This is a genomic window from Amycolatopsis mediterranei (genome assembly GCF_026017845.1).
GTDB classification, from domain to species: domain Bacteria; phylum Actinomycetota; class Actinomycetes; order Mycobacteriales; family Pseudonocardiaceae; genus Amycolatopsis; species Amycolatopsis mediterranei.
Genome location: NZ_CP100416.1, coordinates 9,769,534 through 9,784,561, shown reverse-complemented (window position 1 = coordinate 9,784,561; position 15,028 = coordinate 9,769,534). Strand labels below are relative to the sequence as shown.

The 15,028-nt window shown below is 71.3% G+C and carries 12 protein-coding genes; 6 read left to right on the top strand and 6 right to left on the bottom strand.

Annotated elements, in window-relative coordinates:
* The first annotated feature begins 2 nt into the window (after window positions 1-2).
* From ISP_RS44395 to ISP_RS44370, 6 genes are all read left to right on the top strand, one after another.
* A complete protein-coding gene (locus ISP_RS44395; protein ID WP_013230321.1) occupies window positions 3-3,092 on the top strand; it encodes a patatin-like protein in 3,090 nt (1,029 codons plus the stop codon).
* A gap of 224 nt (window positions 3,093-3,316) precedes the next feature.
* Window positions 3,317-3,826, top strand: coding sequence for a diaminobutyrate acetyltransferase (gene ectA / locus ISP_RS44390; RefSeq protein WP_034284130.1), 510 nt, complete (start codon window positions 3,317-3,319; stop codon window positions 3,824-3,826).
* A gap of 15 nt (window positions 3,827-3,841) precedes the next feature.
* Window positions 3,842-5,095 carry a diaminobutyrate--2-oxoglutarate transaminase gene (gene ectB, locus ISP_RS44385; protein WP_013230319.1) on the top strand — a complete coding sequence of 418 codons (1,254 nt, stop codon included), beginning with the start codon at window positions 3,842-3,844 and terminating at the stop codon, window positions 5,093-5,095.
* 11 nt (window positions 5,096-5,106) lie between these two features.
* Window positions 5,107-5,499 carry an ectoine synthase gene (locus ISP_RS44380; protein WP_003071625.1) on the top strand — a complete coding sequence of 131 codons (393 nt, stop codon included), beginning with the start codon at window positions 5,107-5,109 and terminating at the stop codon, window positions 5,497-5,499.
* Between the two features lie 30 nt (window positions 5,500-5,529).
* Window positions 5,530-6,432, top strand: a complete 903-nt coding sequence (thpD, locus tag ISP_RS44375) for an ectoine hydroxylase (protein WP_013230318.1) — start codon at window positions 5,530-5,532, stop codon at window positions 6,430-6,432.
* Window positions 6,433-6,943: 511 nt separating this feature from the next.
* Window positions 6,944-9,691, top strand: coding sequence for an AfsR/SARP family transcriptional regulator (locus ISP_RS44370; protein ID WP_013230317.1), 2,748 nt, complete (start codon window positions 6,944-6,946; stop codon window positions 9,689-9,691).
* Window positions 9,692-9,973: 282 nt separating this feature from the next.
* Here the strand turns inward: ISP_RS44370 and ISP_RS44365 are convergent, their stop codons facing one another.
* The 6 genes from ISP_RS44365 to ISP_RS44340 form a co-directional block, all read right to left on the bottom strand.
* A complete protein-coding gene (locus tag ISP_RS44365; protein WP_013230316.1) occupies window positions 9,974-10,639 on the bottom strand; it encodes a hypothetical protein in 666 nt (221 codons plus the stop codon).
* 306 nt (window positions 10,640-10,945) lie between these two features.
* Window positions 10,946-11,827 (bottom strand): hypothetical protein, encoded by an 882-nt coding sequence (locus ISP_RS44360; RefSeq protein WP_013230315.1) that lies wholly within the window; start codon window positions 11,825-11,827, stop codon window positions 10,946-10,948.
* Window positions 11,824-12,300: a DUF6932 family protein gene (locus tag ISP_RS44355; protein ID WP_013230314.1), complete on the bottom strand. Its 477-nt coding sequence runs from the start codon at window positions 12,298-12,300 to the stop codon at window positions 11,824-11,826. Before ISP_RS44355 ends, ISP_RS44360 begins: the two co-directional genes overlap by 4 nt.
* 57 nt (window positions 12,301-12,357) lie before the next feature.
* Window positions 12,358-12,768: a hypothetical protein gene (locus ISP_RS44350; protein WP_013230313.1), complete on the bottom strand. Its 411-nt coding sequence runs from the start codon at window positions 12,766-12,768 to the stop codon at window positions 12,358-12,360.
* A 14-nt stretch (window positions 12,769-12,782) separates the two neighbouring features.
* Entirely contained in the window at window positions 12,783-13,532 is a 750-nt protein-coding gene (locus ISP_RS44345; RefSeq protein ID WP_230468628.1) for an OmpA family protein, read from the bottom strand.
* A 537-nt stretch (window positions 13,533-14,069) separates the two neighbouring features.
* Entirely contained in the window at window positions 14,070-14,885 is an 816-nt protein-coding gene (locus tag ISP_RS44340) for an SGNH/GDSL hydrolase family protein (protein WP_013230311.1), read from the bottom strand.
* Window positions 14,886-15,028: the final 143 nt, after the last annotated feature.

The window sequence follows — 15,028 nt, the reverse complement described above, 5'->3', positions numbered from 1 at the left end:
CCATGGCCGAGACCGCGGAACCGTGGCAGCAGGAAATCCGGCTCGCGATGACCATGGTCGGCGGGGCCAGCCTGGCCATCTGGATGGGCGGGGTCGCCACCGAGACGTCGCAGCTGCTGCGGGAGTCACGCGGGGACACCCCGCCCGGCCTCTACCGCGGCCTGCTCGACCTCCTGCGGGCGAGCGTTTCGATCGACGTCCTCACCGGGACCAGTGCCGGCGGCATCAACGCCGCCTGTCTCGGCCTGGCCGAGGCCTTCGGCTCCACGCCACAGGTGCTCCGGGACACCTGGATCACCACCGGTTCGCTGGAAAACCTCATCCGCGACCCGCGAGAAGCGCAGCCGCGGTCGGTGCTCGACGGGGACCGCGTGCTGCTCGGGGACGTCGAACGGGCGCTGCGGGAGATCACCGCGGCCGGGACGCCGCCCGCCGGCGACCCCGACATCACCGTGCTGCTCACCGGCACGATGATCGACGGCGAGACCACCCGGTTCGACGACGCGCTCGGGAACCTGGTGCGGGACACCGAACACCGGATGCTCTTCCGGTTTTGTGGTCCACTGTGGACGATCGGGGTGGAGGGGCCCCTCGCGCTGGCGGCCCGCTCCACCGCGTCCTTCCCCGGCGCGTTCGAGCTGTCGCGGATGCCGATCGGCACCGGTGGCACCGACCGGCTGCACCCCGACATGACGCCGTACACCGAGCTGACCCGCTCGCACTGGCTGACCGACGGCGGTGTGCTGCTCAACAAGCCGCTGCGGCCCGCGCTGCGCGAGATCTTCGAGCGCACGTCGCACGCCGACGTCCGGCGGCTGCTGCTCTACGTCGTGCCGACCGGGGAACGCGAAGCCGACGCCGTCGGCTGCGATCCGGCGGACCCGCCGTTGCTCTCGAGCGCGATGGCCAAGGTCGTCAACACCGTGATGAGCCAGTCGATCAGCGCCGAGCTGGACGACCTGACCCGCCACAACGACGCCGTGCTGCGCGCTAGGGACACGCGCGTCTCGCTGGCCGCGCTGGGCCTGCGCGGCGGACCGGACTGCCTGGTGGACGAGCGGATCGCCGCCGCCTACCTCGAGCGGCGGACCGCCGAGGACGCCGCCGAGCTGGTCCGGGTCGCTGCCCGCCGGTACGCGCTGTCCGAGGCCGACACCCCGGACCGCGACTGGGCGTCCGGGATGTCGCGGCAGCTGCGCGCGATCGCCGTGACCGGGCTGAGCGGCGGTGTCCCGGCCGGCCCACCGGCCGCCAGTCTCCAGGTCGAGGACCTGGTCGGCTACCGGACGACCGCCCTCGACGACGCCGTCGCGACCGGCCTGCAGCTGATCAACGCCGGGTTCCGGCTCCGGCCGGACGCGACGCGCGCGAAGACGCTCAACGACGCGCGCGCCCAGTTGCACGCGGCACGCCGGACCGCCGGCCGCGGGGTGCGGCTGGCGCAGTGGGTGGCCGCGCACCCCGGCCCCGGCGCGAGCAGCACCCTCGAGGGGTGGATCCGCGAGCTCGCCGAGGAGTGGGCCGGGCTGGGCCGCTCGGCCGCCGTCGCCGAGGCGTGGCCGAAGGTGGTCGCGGGCCTGCGGGCGGCGGCGCCGACGTTGCGGGCCCTCGCCGACGCCGAGCCCGAGAAGTCCGGCCCCGAGAAGTCCGGCCCCGAGAAGTCCGGCCCCGAGAAGTCCGGCACCGTCACGACCCTGCTGAACTGGCTGGCCCTCGGCCCGGACGCCGCGGGCGGCGACGACGTCGTCCAGGCGCGGCTGGTCACCCTCCACGTGGCCACGCGCGGGCTGCTCGCCCAGGCACCGGCGGTCGACCAGCGGGTCGACCTCGTGCAGGTCAGCGCCGATTCGCGGACGCTGCTGGACATGACGCGGAACCGGTCGTGGGACAAGCTGACCGGGATGCAGGCGAGCTACTTCGGCGCGTTCTACAAGGCGTCGTGGCGGGCCAGCGACTGGATGTGGGGCCGCATCGACGGCGCGGGCTGGCTGGTCCAGTGCCTGCTCGACCCGGTGCGCCTCGAGACGCTGCGTGACGTCGTCGGGCCCGAGCGGTTCCGCGACGAGCTCGTCGCCGCGCTCGAGCCGGTCTGGCGCAAGCCGGACGAGCGCGACGGGTGCACGCCGGCCGAGGCGGGTCAGCTGCGCGACCAGCTGACGGCCGAGCTGGCCTTCCTCGGCCTCGACGCCGACCTCGCACCGGTGGCGTTCGGTGACCACCGCCCGGTCAGCCTGCCGGTGACGGCCATGGTGCTGGCCCGGGCACGGCAGGCGGAAATCGCCGCGGAGGAGCTTCCGGTCGTCACGCTCGCGTCGCGCTACGACGCCGACGACCGCTCTGGCATCGAGAAGGCACTGGCCGGGGACTTGCCCCGGGTCGACGTCGACGCCGCGCAGGCCCGGTTCCAGGCCTGCCGCGTCTCGGCGGAGAAGATCGCCGGTGAGCAGGGCACCGCCCGGCTGACCAGGACGCTCGTCGCGCTCGGCGCCGCCACGGTCAACGCCGGGACGATCGCGTTCCGGCTGCCCGGCGGCTGGCCGCAGACCGTCGCGGGCATGCTGCGGACGGTCGCCCGGAGCACGGCGAGGGTCTCGCAGGGCGCGTCCCGGCTCGGCACGGCGGGTTCGCTCGCCGCGGGGGTGCTGGCCCTGCTGGCCGGGCTGGTGATCGGCAACAACGGCGGCGCGGTCCTGCAGTGGGTCGGGCTCCCCGTCCTCGCGGGCGCGGTCGTCTACCTGGCGACGGCGCTGCTCACGACGGGCCACAAGGTGCGCTGGCTGTTCGCGGCGCTCGGGGCACTGGTGGTGGCGGCCCTGCTGCTGGCCGCGTTCCTGCCCCCGCTCGCCCGGCCGTTCTTCGGCTGGCTCGGCGACGTGGTGGCCGGCTGGCGCCGCGGCGAGGGCGCGGTGTGGTGGCTGGTGGTGTCCGGGCTGGTGCTCCTGCCCGCGGTCGTGACGCCGGTGAGCGCTCTCTGGCGCCGCGTCGGCCACCGCCGAGCCCGGAACCGGGAAGCAAAAGCCGTGGTGCTCGAAGTGGCCGGGCGCACGCCCCGGAAGACGGCGGAACGCACTCCGGCGCGGAGTTCGCGGTGACCGATTTCGGCCCGTCGCCTTGCGATCACGGGCGCGAAGGTTCATGGTGCGGGTAGGTCACGGGCCCTGAGCCCGCGCCACGAGCCTGCCTGTGCCCAACGGCCGGCCGCATCAAACAGGTTTGTGCGACTGCTCACCGGGTACTTCACGTCCTCGCAGGTCATCGCGGGGGCCGTGACCTGCGTCGCTGGCACGCGGAAAATTCTCTGTTACGTTTCCTGAGTATGTCCGTAACGCACTTGATCGAATCCCCGACCAAGGCGGACGGCGCGCAGCTCTGGCGAATCGCGCGCGATTCCGCCAAGCTCGATCTCAACTCGCCGTACGCATACATGCTGTGGTGCCGCGATTTCGCCGCGTCTTCGGTGGTCGCGCGTGAGGACGGCGAGGCGGTCGGTTTCGTCATCGCCTACCGCAGACCGGACGCGCCGGACTCGGCGCTCGTCTGGCAGGTCGCGGTCGACGCGTCCCAGCGGGGAAAAGGCCTGGCCGGAGCCCTGCTGGACGCGCTCTACACGCGCCTGGTCGACGAGGGGGTGCGTTACCTCGAGACCACGATCACCCCGGACAACGAGGCGTCCATCCGGCTGTTCACTTCGTTCGCGAAGCGGTGGAACGCCGCGGTGGAAACCAGTGTGCTGTTCGGCGGGGAGGATTTCCCCGACGCCGGGCACCTGCCGGAAGAGCTTTACCGCATCGGTCCGCTGATGACGCCGACGAATCCGGGCGATTAGGAGAGAAACGAACACATGAGCATCTTCGAAGAGCTCGAATCCGAAGTACGCAGCTACAGCCGCGGCTGGCCGGTCGTGTTCGACCGCGCGCAGGGCAGCCGGCTCTACGACGAGAGCGGAAAGCCCTATCTGGACTTCTTCGCCGGGGCCGGCGCGCTGAACTACGGGCACAACAACCCGCAGCTCAAGCAGGCCCTGATCGACTACATCCAGCGCGACGGCGTCACCCACGCCCTGGACATGTTCACCGTGGCCAAGCGCGACTTCCTGCAGACCTTCCGCGACAAGGTCCTCGACCCGCGCGGGTACGGCTACAAGGTCGTGTTCCCCGGGCCGGGCGGCGCGAACGCCGTCGAGGCCGCGCTGAAGCTGGCGCGCAAGGTGACCGGCCGGGAAGCGGTCATCAACTTCACCAACGCCTTCCACGGCATGACGCTGGGCGCGTTGTCGGTCACCGGCAACTCGATGAAGCGCGGCGGTGCCGGCGTCCCGCTGGTGCACGCCACCCCGATGCCGTACGACCAGTACTTCGACGGCGCGATGCCGGACTTCCTCTACTTCGAGAAGCTCCTGCAGGACTCCGGCAGCGGGCTCAACGAGCCGGCCGCGGTGATCGTGGAAGGCGTGCAGGGCGAGGGCGGCATCAACGCCGCGCGCCTGGAGTGGCTGAAGGGGCTCGACGACCTCTGCAAGCGCCACAACATCCTGCTGATCCTGGACGACGTCCAGATGGGCTGCGGCCGCACCGGCCCGTTCTTCAGCTTCGAGGACGCCGGGATCACGCCCGACATCGTCTGCCTGTCGAAGTCCATCAGCGGCTACGGCATCCCGATGGCGCTGACGCTCATCAAGCCGGAGCTCGACGTCTGGGAGCCGGGCGAGCACAACGGCACCTTCCGCGGGATCAGCCCGGCGTTCGTCACCGCCAAGGAAGCGATCGACGTCTACTGGAGCGACGACGCGCTCGAGAAGTCGACCAAGGCGAAGGGCGAGCGCATCGCCTCCGCGTTCTCCGGCATCGTCGAGGCGTACCCGGAAGCGAACCTGCTCGCCAAGGGCCGCGGCCTGGCGCGCGGCCTCGAGTTCGAGAACGGCGACCTGGCCGGGCGCGTCTGCGCGGAAGCGTTCGCCCGCGGCCTGCTGATGGAGACCTCCGGCCCCGACGGCGAAGTCATGAAGCTGCTGCCGCCGCTGACGCTGACCGACGACGAGCTGACCCAGGGCCTGTCGATCATCGACGAGTCCGTCAAGGCCGTCCTGAAGAAGTAAGGAGTTCGCCCGTGCTCGTGCGCACGCTCGACGAGATCACCGACACCGACGCCGACATCAAGACCGAGAACTGGCGCAGCAAGCGGATCATCCTCGCCAAGGAGGGCGTCGGCTTCTCGGTGCACGAGACCACGCTCTACGCGGGGACGGTCAACGACTTCTGGTACGCCAACCACATCGAGGCGGTGTTCATCACCTCCGGTGAAGGCGAGATCGAGGACCTGGCCACCGGCAAGGTGTACGAGCTCAAGCCCGGCACCCTCTACCTGCTCAACGACCACGACAAGCACCAGGTCCGGCCGAAGACCGAGATCAAGTGCGTCTGCGTGTTCAACCCCCCGGTGACCGGCCGCGAGGTGCACGACGAAAACGGCGTGTACCCGCTGATCACCGAGGACGCGTAAGCACCGGAGAGGAAACAGGAGGCGAAGCCCGTGACGCTGACGGACACCCGGGTCGACGACGCTTACCCGACCCGGATCACCGGTACGCCGGAGCACCTGCCGCGCGTGCACCCCACGGTGTGGGGTACCGAAGCCGACGGCCCGATCGACGCCGCCACGCTGGCCAACCACGAGACCAAGGGCTACACCGTGGTCGAGGACCTGCTCTCCGTCGGGGAAGTCCAGACGTACTGGCAGGAGCTGGTGCGGCTGTCCTCCGACGCGGAGCTCGCCGGGGACGAGCGCGTGATCACCGAGGCGAAGACCGGTGAGGTCCGGTCGATCTTCGACGTCCACGAGATATCGGCCCTGATCGCGGAGCTGGTGCGCGACCCGCGCGTGCTGGACCGGGCGCGGCAGCTGCTCGGCTCCGAGGTGTACGTCCACCAGAGCCGGGTCAACTACATGCCCGGCTTCAAGGGCACCGGGTTCTACTGGCACTCGGACTTCGAAACCTGGCACGCGGAGGACGGCATGCCGGCGCCGCGCGCGGTCAGCTGCTCCATCGCGCTGACCGACAACCACCCGTTCAACGGCGGCCTGATGATCATGCCCGGTTCGCACCGGACGTTCGTCCAGTGCGCCGGTGAGACGCCGGAGGCGAACTACAAGAGCTCGCTCAAGGACCAGCGGGTGGGCGTGCCGAGCGAGAACGACATCACCCGGATGGCGGCGGAGCACGGCATCGACCAGTTCACCGGCCAGGCCGGCTCGGCGCTGTGGTTCGACTCGAACATCATGCACGGCTCCGGGAACAACATCACCCCGTACCCGCGCTCGAACATCTTCCTGGTGTTCAACAGCGTGGAAAACGCCCTGCAGGAGCCGTTCGCGGCCGGCGCGCCGCGGCCCGCGTTCATCGCCGGCCGCGATGCGACACCGATCACGCGCTGAGACGCACCGGGGCGCAGGCCGGGAACGCAGTGAATGACTCATTCCTGGCGTCGGAGGTCAGGAATGAGTCATTCATGACGCCGCAGCACCGCACCAGATCCTGACCCGCCGGTGACCGGTCCGGTGCGCCCTGTTACCGTGTCGCCACCGCGTGGGTGTGTGGCCCGCGCAACACGTCTTCGCGGACGACCGGCGGCGGGTACTTCGCTCGGGGTGAGCTCACCCGCCCGGTTGCCCTCGGTGGCGGACGGGCGGACGGCTCTGGCGGCCCGGCCGGGAGTTTTGACGGCGACCCCGCACCACCGGATCGGGACCGGTGGTGCGGGGTCCTGTCATGTCCGCGTCAATCGCAGGGGCGCAACACCCCCGCCGCGGATTCCGCAGTGTCCGCGATATGTCCTGGTCCCGGCCCGGTGGGGCGGTATTCGCCAGCCGGTCATCACGGTAGGTTGATTTTTCCGGCGGGGGCGACGCCGGGGGACACCGTGGACCCGGGGAGGTGGGCGCGAGCATGGCCCAGACCCGGCTCCAGCTGCTCGGGCCCGTTCAGCTCTTCCACGGCGACGAGCCCGTCCCGATCGGCGGCCCCGGCGTCCGCGGCCTGCTCGCGCTGCTGGCGCTGCGGCCCGGCAAGGTCGTCGGGCTCGACGAGATCATCGACGCCCTGTGGGGCCACGACCCGCCGGCGACGGCCCGGACCATCGTCCACGGCAACGTCTCCCACCTGCGGCGCGTTCTGCGCGACCTCGACGGCCCGCGCATCCTCACCACCCCGCCGGGTTACCGGCTGGACGTCGAGCCCGACCTGATCGACGTCCACCGGGCGCGCACGCTGCTGGACCGGGCGTCGGTGGCGACGCCGGAAACCGCCGCCACGCTGCTGGCCGAGGCGCTTGCCCTCTGGCAGGGCCCCGCGCTGGGCGGGGTGCCCGACTCCCTGCGGGCCCCCGAGCTGGAGGACCTCCGCCTCGCCGTGCACGGCGCCCGCGTCGACGCCGACCTCGAACTCGGCCGGCACGCGGAACTGATCGTCGAGCTCAGCCCGATCGTCCGGGCCGATCCGCTGGCCGAGCGGACCGCGGGGCAGCTGATGCGGGCGCTGTACCACGCGGGCCGCCGCGGGGACGCGCTCGAGCTGTACCGGACCGTCTCCCGCGCGACGCTGCGCACCCTCGGCGTCGAGCCCGGCGCGGAGCTGCGCTGGCTGCACGAGCGCGTCCTCAACGACGACCTCCCGGCCCGGGACGTCGTCGCCCCGGCCGCCGTCGCGGAGCCGGCGAAAGCGATTTCGCAGCTGCCCGCGGCGGTGCCGAACCTGGCCGGGCGCGCCGAGGAACTGGCTTGGCTCGACGGCCTGGTCACCCGGGCCGAGGCCGGGCAGACGACGATCGCGGTGGTCACCGGCACCGCCGGGGTCGGCAAGAGCTCGCTCGTCGTGTGGTGGGCGCACCGGGTCGCGCCGCGGTTCCCCGACGGCGTCCTGTTCGCGTCCCTGCGCGGCTTCGACCCGCACCACCCGCCGCTCGAGCCGGCCGAGCTGCTCACCCAGTTCCTGCTCGGCCTCGGCGTCGAAACCGCGAAGGTCCCGGAGCTGCTGCACGAGCGGGTCGCCCTCTACCGCTCGCTGATCGCCGGACGGCGGATGCTGGTGCTGCTCGACGACGCCCGCACCGCCGAGCAGGTGCGCCCGCTGCTGCCGCCGAGCGCGCGGACGATGACGGTGGTGACCAGCCGCTCGCGCCTCGACGGGCTCGCCGTGTCGAACGCGGCCAAGCAGCGCGTGCTCGGCACGCTCGCGCCCGACGACGCCGTCGCGCTCATCGAGGAACTCGCCGGCCCGGCGAGCCTCAACCACGCCCTCGCGCGGCTCTGCGGCTACCTCCCGCTGGCGTTGCGGATCGCCGGAGCAAGGCTCTCGGCGAGCGCGCAGCGGACCGCGGAGGAGCTCGTGGACGAGCTCGGCAACGAACGCACCCGGCTCGCGGCGCTGCAGGTCGACGGCGCCGACGACAGCGTCCGCGCGGCGTTCGACGTCTCCTTCCGCGGCCTGCCCGGCGAAGTCGCGGAAACGTTCCTGCAGCTGGGCGCGGTGCCCGGGGTGATGGTCGGGCCGCACGTGATGGCCGCGGTCGCGCAGATCACGGTGGCCGAGGCTCGGCGGCGGCTGCGCACGCTGGCCGCGCACAACCTCATCGCCGAGACCGAGCGGGACGTCTTCGTGCCGCACGACCTCGTCTGCCTGTACCTGCGGGAGCTCGCCGAGCAGGAACTCGGCGACAAGGAGCGCGACGAAGCCCTCGGCTGGACGGTCCGCTACTACCAGGCGGTGGCCGACCGGGCGCGGCGCCGGCTGGGCCGGATCGCCGACCCGCTCGACTTCTCCCGCGTCCTCGCCGACGACGTGGTGCCGGAGATCCCCGGCTTCGCCGAGGCGCACGACTGGTTCGCGGCCGAGTGGCCGAACCTCCTGGCCGTCCTCGACGCCGCGTACGCCGCGGGCCGCCACGACGACGTGTGGCGGCTGGCTCGGGTGGCTCACACCTACCGCGTCGCGTGCCCGCTGCTGGACGAGTGGATGCGGATGGCCGACCTCGGCGTCGCCGCCGCCGAAGCCGCGGGTGACGTGGCGGGGCAGTGCTGGCTGCGGCTCGCGCGGTGCGAGATCGCGTTGACGTTCGAGCTCCCGGGGTCCGGGCTCGCCGACGCCGAACGGGCGGCGGAGCTGTCCGCCGTCTCGGCCGACCAGCGGCTGCGGACGTCGGTGGACCTGCACCTCGGGCGCGCGCTGAGCCGGCTCGGCGAGCACGAGAAGGCCATCGAGCGGCTGGCCGAGGCCATCGCGAACGCGCCCGACGTCACCCTGCGCGGGCAGGCGCTCAGCAGCTGCGCGCAGGCGGAGAAGCGGGCGGGCCGTCTGTCCGACGCGATCGCCCACCAGCGTGCCGGCCTGCGGATCGACCGCGAACTGGGCGACGACGTCCAGGTCGTCGTCTCCCTGGACCGGCTGGCCGAGCTTTGCCTGCGGGCCAGGGACCTCGAGGCCGCCGAGCGGTACGTCTGGGAAGCGATCGACCTGGCGATCAGCCGTGAGTTCGTCGCGCGGGAAGGGACGCTGCGGCTGACGCTGGGCCGGGTGCTGCGGGCCCGCGGCGACATCGACGGCGCGCGGGAACAACTGGCGTTGTCGGTGCGCATTTACGAGCGCGTGCACCCGAAGCTCGTCGGTGAGGTGCGCACCGAACTCGCCGATCTTCAGTGACGGCTTTCGCGAACTGCGGCCGTTCGGAATTTCGTTGCGAATGGGTCACGAGCCCGCCTTTGCGCTGAATCCTTAGTGGATTCTTAGTGGGCGCGGGCGGTGTCCGCGTAGGTTCGGCGGTGCCGGCAGAGCCCTAGGGGAGGGGCAGGCGGAGACGCCGGTGCCAGGCCCCACGCGGGAAACCGCCGCGGGGCCCGGAGCCGCCAGGAGCGGCTCGTGGCGGCCCGGCCGGCCGACTTGGGGGTAGGCCGGCCGGTCGCCAGGCGGGGGGCCGCGCCTGGCTCAGCCGACGTTCGCGGTGCAGAGCGCGATCGTCGTCCCGCTGTTTTCCGCGACCTTCTTGCCGTCGACGAGAATGGCGCAGCGGATTTCGTTGCTGACCGTCGCATTGCGGGTGTCCGCGGTGAGCGTCAACAGGTAGGAGCCATTGTTGTAGGACGCCTGGCCCTGCCAGGCGTCGGTGCTGGCGGGCGCGTTTTCGGTGCGCTGGTCGTTGAGGCTGCCGTAGCGCACGGTCGCGCCGCCGGCGGAGGTGACCTGGAAGGTCACGGAGTGCTTGTCGGCGGCCACCGCGGGCAGGTGAAGCCCGGATTCGCCGCCGCCGAAGAAGGTGGAGTACAGCAGCATCCCGCCCGTGGTGAGCAGCGCGGCGGCCGTGACGGTGGTGGCGGTGATCGCCACCCCGCGGTCGCCCACGGTGCCCTTCTTGGCCTGGACCAGCCCGGTGATCGCCAGGATGAGCCCGATCCCGCCCAGCGGCCACGCGACGAACTCGACATCCGGGACGAACGTGACGACGAGTGCCGCCACGCCCAGCAGCAGGCCGACGATCGCCAGGATGTTCCGTGCGGGCTTCGCATTGGCCTGACGACGCTCCGTGGCCGTCACCGGCGGCGCGGGTCGGCCGTGGCGCGCGGTGGCCGGCGGGTACTGCGGGTCGGTCATCATGCGAACCCCTTCGGGTGGGAGTGCGACGACGTTAACCCATAAGTGTGGCCCCGAACGAAATTGTTACATTCTGGAAAAAGTCATTGTCCCACCATTTGGTGTCAGGTATCGATATTTCCTGACATCGTGGGCATGGTGTGGCCCGATGATCAATGGGAAGAATATCGGAGTTCCCACTGTTCGACGCGGCCTTTTGCGACCTCGCAGCCGGTATCGTAAATACCGTACGGTCATCCGGGCACCACCGTGAGGCCTACGACGACCGTCGGGTACGGCGTTCAAGACGAAAGTCGTATACCGGACTTCTCAGTCGAAAAGGCTTACTTCCGGGGTGATTTCGAGCAGTTCGAACACGGGCCGGCCGCGCCGGCCGTCGATCGTCGTCGTGCGCACGACGCGTAGCCGGGCGGTCACCGGGCGGTCGAGGTTCTCCTTGATCTGGTCGAGCAGATCCGGCGCCACCGCACCCTGGATCGTGCCGCCCGACTCGCGATCGAGGTAGAAGATGCGCCGCCGGGTGCGGACGCCGTCGAGCCGCCCGCGCACCGTCTCGTAGCCGACCTCCTCGCGGGACTCGCGGAGGCTGCTCTGCAGGATCCGCGCCTGCTCGGTGGTCATGCTGCGGGTGACCTGCTCGCCGGCGGTCGGGGTCAGCGCCATCCCGATGCCGGCGTTCTTCGCGACGGCGTTGACGATGTCGCTCACCGCGTTGCGGACGGTGTCGCGCTGGAGCAGCACGGCGTCGAGCGCGCCGTCGTCCGAGCCGTTCGCCGGCAGGAAGTCGCAGAGCTCCTTGACCGCGCGCTCGGACAGCGTCTCGATGCCGTCGACGATCAGGGCGTCTTCGGCCAGCGGCTCCGGGAAGCCGAAGAAGATCGCGTTGCCCGCCTGGCCGCGCTGGATCAGCGGCGCCTTGTCCCGGTCGGTCTGCTGGACCTGGGTGACCTCGCCGGACGGGTTCCGGATGATGTGCCCGATCTTCGCCGTCGCGTCCTGCAGGGCGCGGCTGATGTCGGAGAAGGTGTACGCGTCGATGGTCTGCTCGCCGATCACCGAGACGTGCAGCAGCGGCGAGCGGGACGTCCGCTCGAACTTGGCGTTGGCCGCCATCGCCGAGGCGCGGGCCAGGTCGTCGAGCCACGTGCCGCCGGGGATCTCGTCGGCGATGCGCCGGAACTCGTTCCTCACCAGATCATCTCCGGGTAGCCCCTGCCACCTGCGGCCCAGACCTCGGCCCACACGTCTTCGTCGCCGGGGCGGCACAGGAAGCCGTCCAGCATGCCGCCGACCGGCTGCACTTGGTCGAGGTACATCGCCGGCTGCCCGACGATCACGCCGCGCAGCGTGAGCAGCCCGTAGAGCGCGGACCGGCCGGCGTCGTCGAGCCGCTTGAGCGCGCCCCATTCGTCCGGGATGAGGACGACGTCGAGGCTTTGCGGTGGGTGGGCGGTCCGGGTGATGAGCTCGCCGCCGATCCAGGCGCGGCCGGACGGGATGATCCGCCGGGCGACGCCGAGGTAGCTGTTGAGCGCGCTGAAGAGGATCTCGCGGTCGTTCTGGTGCGGGGCGTCGAACACCAGGCGTTCGTAGACGTCGGCGAGGTCGCCCGGGTGCCGGCCCGGCGGCAGGACCTGCTGCGACGTCCAATGGGGGAGCGCCACTCCACCCCCTCCTCAGCCTTCGCTCACAGTGCGTAGCCGAACTTACCAGGATGGGTGTCAGCCACCGCGCCCAGGTTGGTGCCACCGCCGGGTGGCGTCCGGCGGCTCTTCGGCCTGCGGCCAGGCGGGTTCTTCTTCGGTGGGCCAGTCCTCGGCCTCCGAAGCGCGCTGCGGCGGCAGCGGCAGGTGGCCTTCGCGGTGGCCGACGGGATCGGGTTCTTCGTCGTCGTGGACGTCGGCGCGCGGCTCGGGCGCGTGCTGGGCCCAGGCGGCCGGGATGAACTGCGTCTGCTCGGTCGAAAGGGGTGGCGGCGGCTCGTACCGCGGTGCTTCGTCGTCGGGCTCGGCTTCCCGGGCGGGCTCGGGCCGGGGGCGCGGGGTGGCGCGCAGCACGAGCCACGACGTCAGCGCACCGAGGGCGAAGGCGACGATCAGCCACAGCCAGATCTGTCCGAACAGCCAGAACATCAGCTCATCACCCCTCAAACGACCGTGATCTCGACACGCCGGTCTTCTTCGCCGCCGGTGGCCGGCCGGGTGTCGCCCAGCCCCCGGTAGGTCACGCGGGCGACCGTCAGCCCGTTGGTCGTGAGGATCCGCGCGACGGCCCGGGCGCGGTCCCGCGAGAGTTTGAGAGCGGCGCTCTCGCCACCGGGGCCCCGGGCGACGTGCCCGGTGACGCGGTACCGGAAGCCGGCGGGCGCCTTGGCGAGAGCGATCGCGACGCTGCGCGCGGCTTGTTCGCCGTCAGGGGTGAGCTTCGCCGTGTCGGGCTCGAAGGCGATGGGCGCCTCGGTGAGCAGCCGGTCGATCTCGGCCTGCACACCGGCCTTGTCGGTGGGCGGCGGCGCGGTGGTACTGGTGGTCGGCGGCGGGCTCGTGGTGGTGGTGGCGGTCGTCGGCGGGCTCGGGGTGGTGGTTGTGGTGCTGCTGCTGTTGCCGGGCGCCACGGGAGTCACGTCGCCGTTGACCTTGGCGGCCCGGACGCCGTCGACTTTTTGCACGATTTCGAGGGCTCTGAGCGCTTGGTCGGGCGGGAAGCCGCTGAGCGTGGCGTCCCGCCCGTCGAAGCGGACATCCCCGGTGGGCAGTCCGGCTTCGAAGAGGGCGGTCTGGGCCCGCGCGGCCAGGTCCCGTTCCATGCTCCCGGACCGGGTCCAGGTGGCGACCCCCGCGAGCAGCGCTGTGACCAGCACCGCAACCGGGACCACGAGGATCCAGCGCCGACGCATAAGGGGACTGTAAGCCGGGTGCCGCGGGTTGGCGAGCTGAATCCGGGTGGTGATCCACAAGTTGTCCCCAGGTAGGTCGACATGTGGACAACTCGGGAGATCGTGTTCGGTCGGGCACGTTCTGTCGGAGGTGGCCGGTAGGCTGGAGACGGGTGGTTCCCCCAGGGAGGGTGGGCCGCGTTCGGAGGCGGTTTGTGGCCGGCAGGGGCAGCAATGGGGCACGGTGGCGCGGGCTGGGATGCCGGTTGTGGTCCGGCGAGGTCTGCGGCTGGCAGCGCTGGTGGGCGCCCTGCGGGTCGCCTCAATACCTGTCGCGCTCTCTGGCTTCACCGAGATGCCCGGCTCAGCCGAGCGCGCCACTCCTCGGCGGAAAGGTTCTCGCCGCGCGATCCGGGCGCTGCGATACCCGGCTGCCGCGGTTCGGCGCCTTTGCCGAACCCTCGCCGTCCCTCAAGTCGCCGCGGGGCCGCCAAGCAAGCCGCCTGCCGCGGTGTTCAGCGCGTTCCGTCGCTCGTGAATGAAACCGGCGGCCGACCCTCAGCTGGCCTGCTGCTGCGGAGCGCTGTCCGGCACCTCGAGCACGTCCAACGGCAGCAGCGGCGCCAGCTGAGGCCGCTTCGGCGACAACCCGTCACCCATCGACTCGCCCCGCAGCTGCCGCCGGATCCACGGCAGCAGGTGCACCTTCGTCCACGTCAGGTCCGACCGGCGGGAGTCGATCCAGCGGCTCGGGGCCTCCGCCAGCGGCCACGGCTCGCGCCAGTCGCTCTCCACCGGGATGCCCAGGACCTCCGCCGCCTTCAGGGCGATCCGGCGGTGGGCGTCCGGGGAAAAGTGGAGCCGGTCGTCGCTCCAGGCTCGGCGGTCGTGCAGCGGGCCCATCGTCCAGAGATCGACCATGCGGGCCCCGTGGCGCTCGGCGATCGCCCACAGATTCGTGTTGTAGATCGCCACCTTGCCGCGCAGGACCGACATCACCGACAGGACCTTCGTGTCCGGGCCGTTGAACATGAGCACCGGGATGCCCGCCTCGCGCAGCTTCGCGACGCCCTCCTCCAGGCGCTCGGTGACCGCGTCGACGTCCGCTCCCGGGACGATGATGTCGTTGCCGCCGGCACAGAGCGTGACCAGGTCGGGCTTCAGCTCCAGGGCGATCGGGAGCTGCTCGTCCAGGATCTCGTCGAGCATCTTGCCCCGCAGGGCCAGGTTGGCGTAGCGGAAGTCGCTGCGGCCGGCCGCCAGGACCTCCGCCAGCCGATCGGCCCACCCGCGGAAGGTGCCGTCCGGCAGGTCGTCGTTGAGTCCCTCGGTGAAGCTGTCACCGAGGGCTACGTAGCTGTCGAATCCGTACACGTGGGTCCCCTTCCCATCCCTGCGACCGACACACCCCGACATGTAGTTGTACACCTCAACTAAGCGTCGGCCGCACACCCGCTCCGCCCCGGGTCGTTCAGCCTGCGGTAACAGTGTCTTATCTTGTCGGCCTTCTCCGCCTC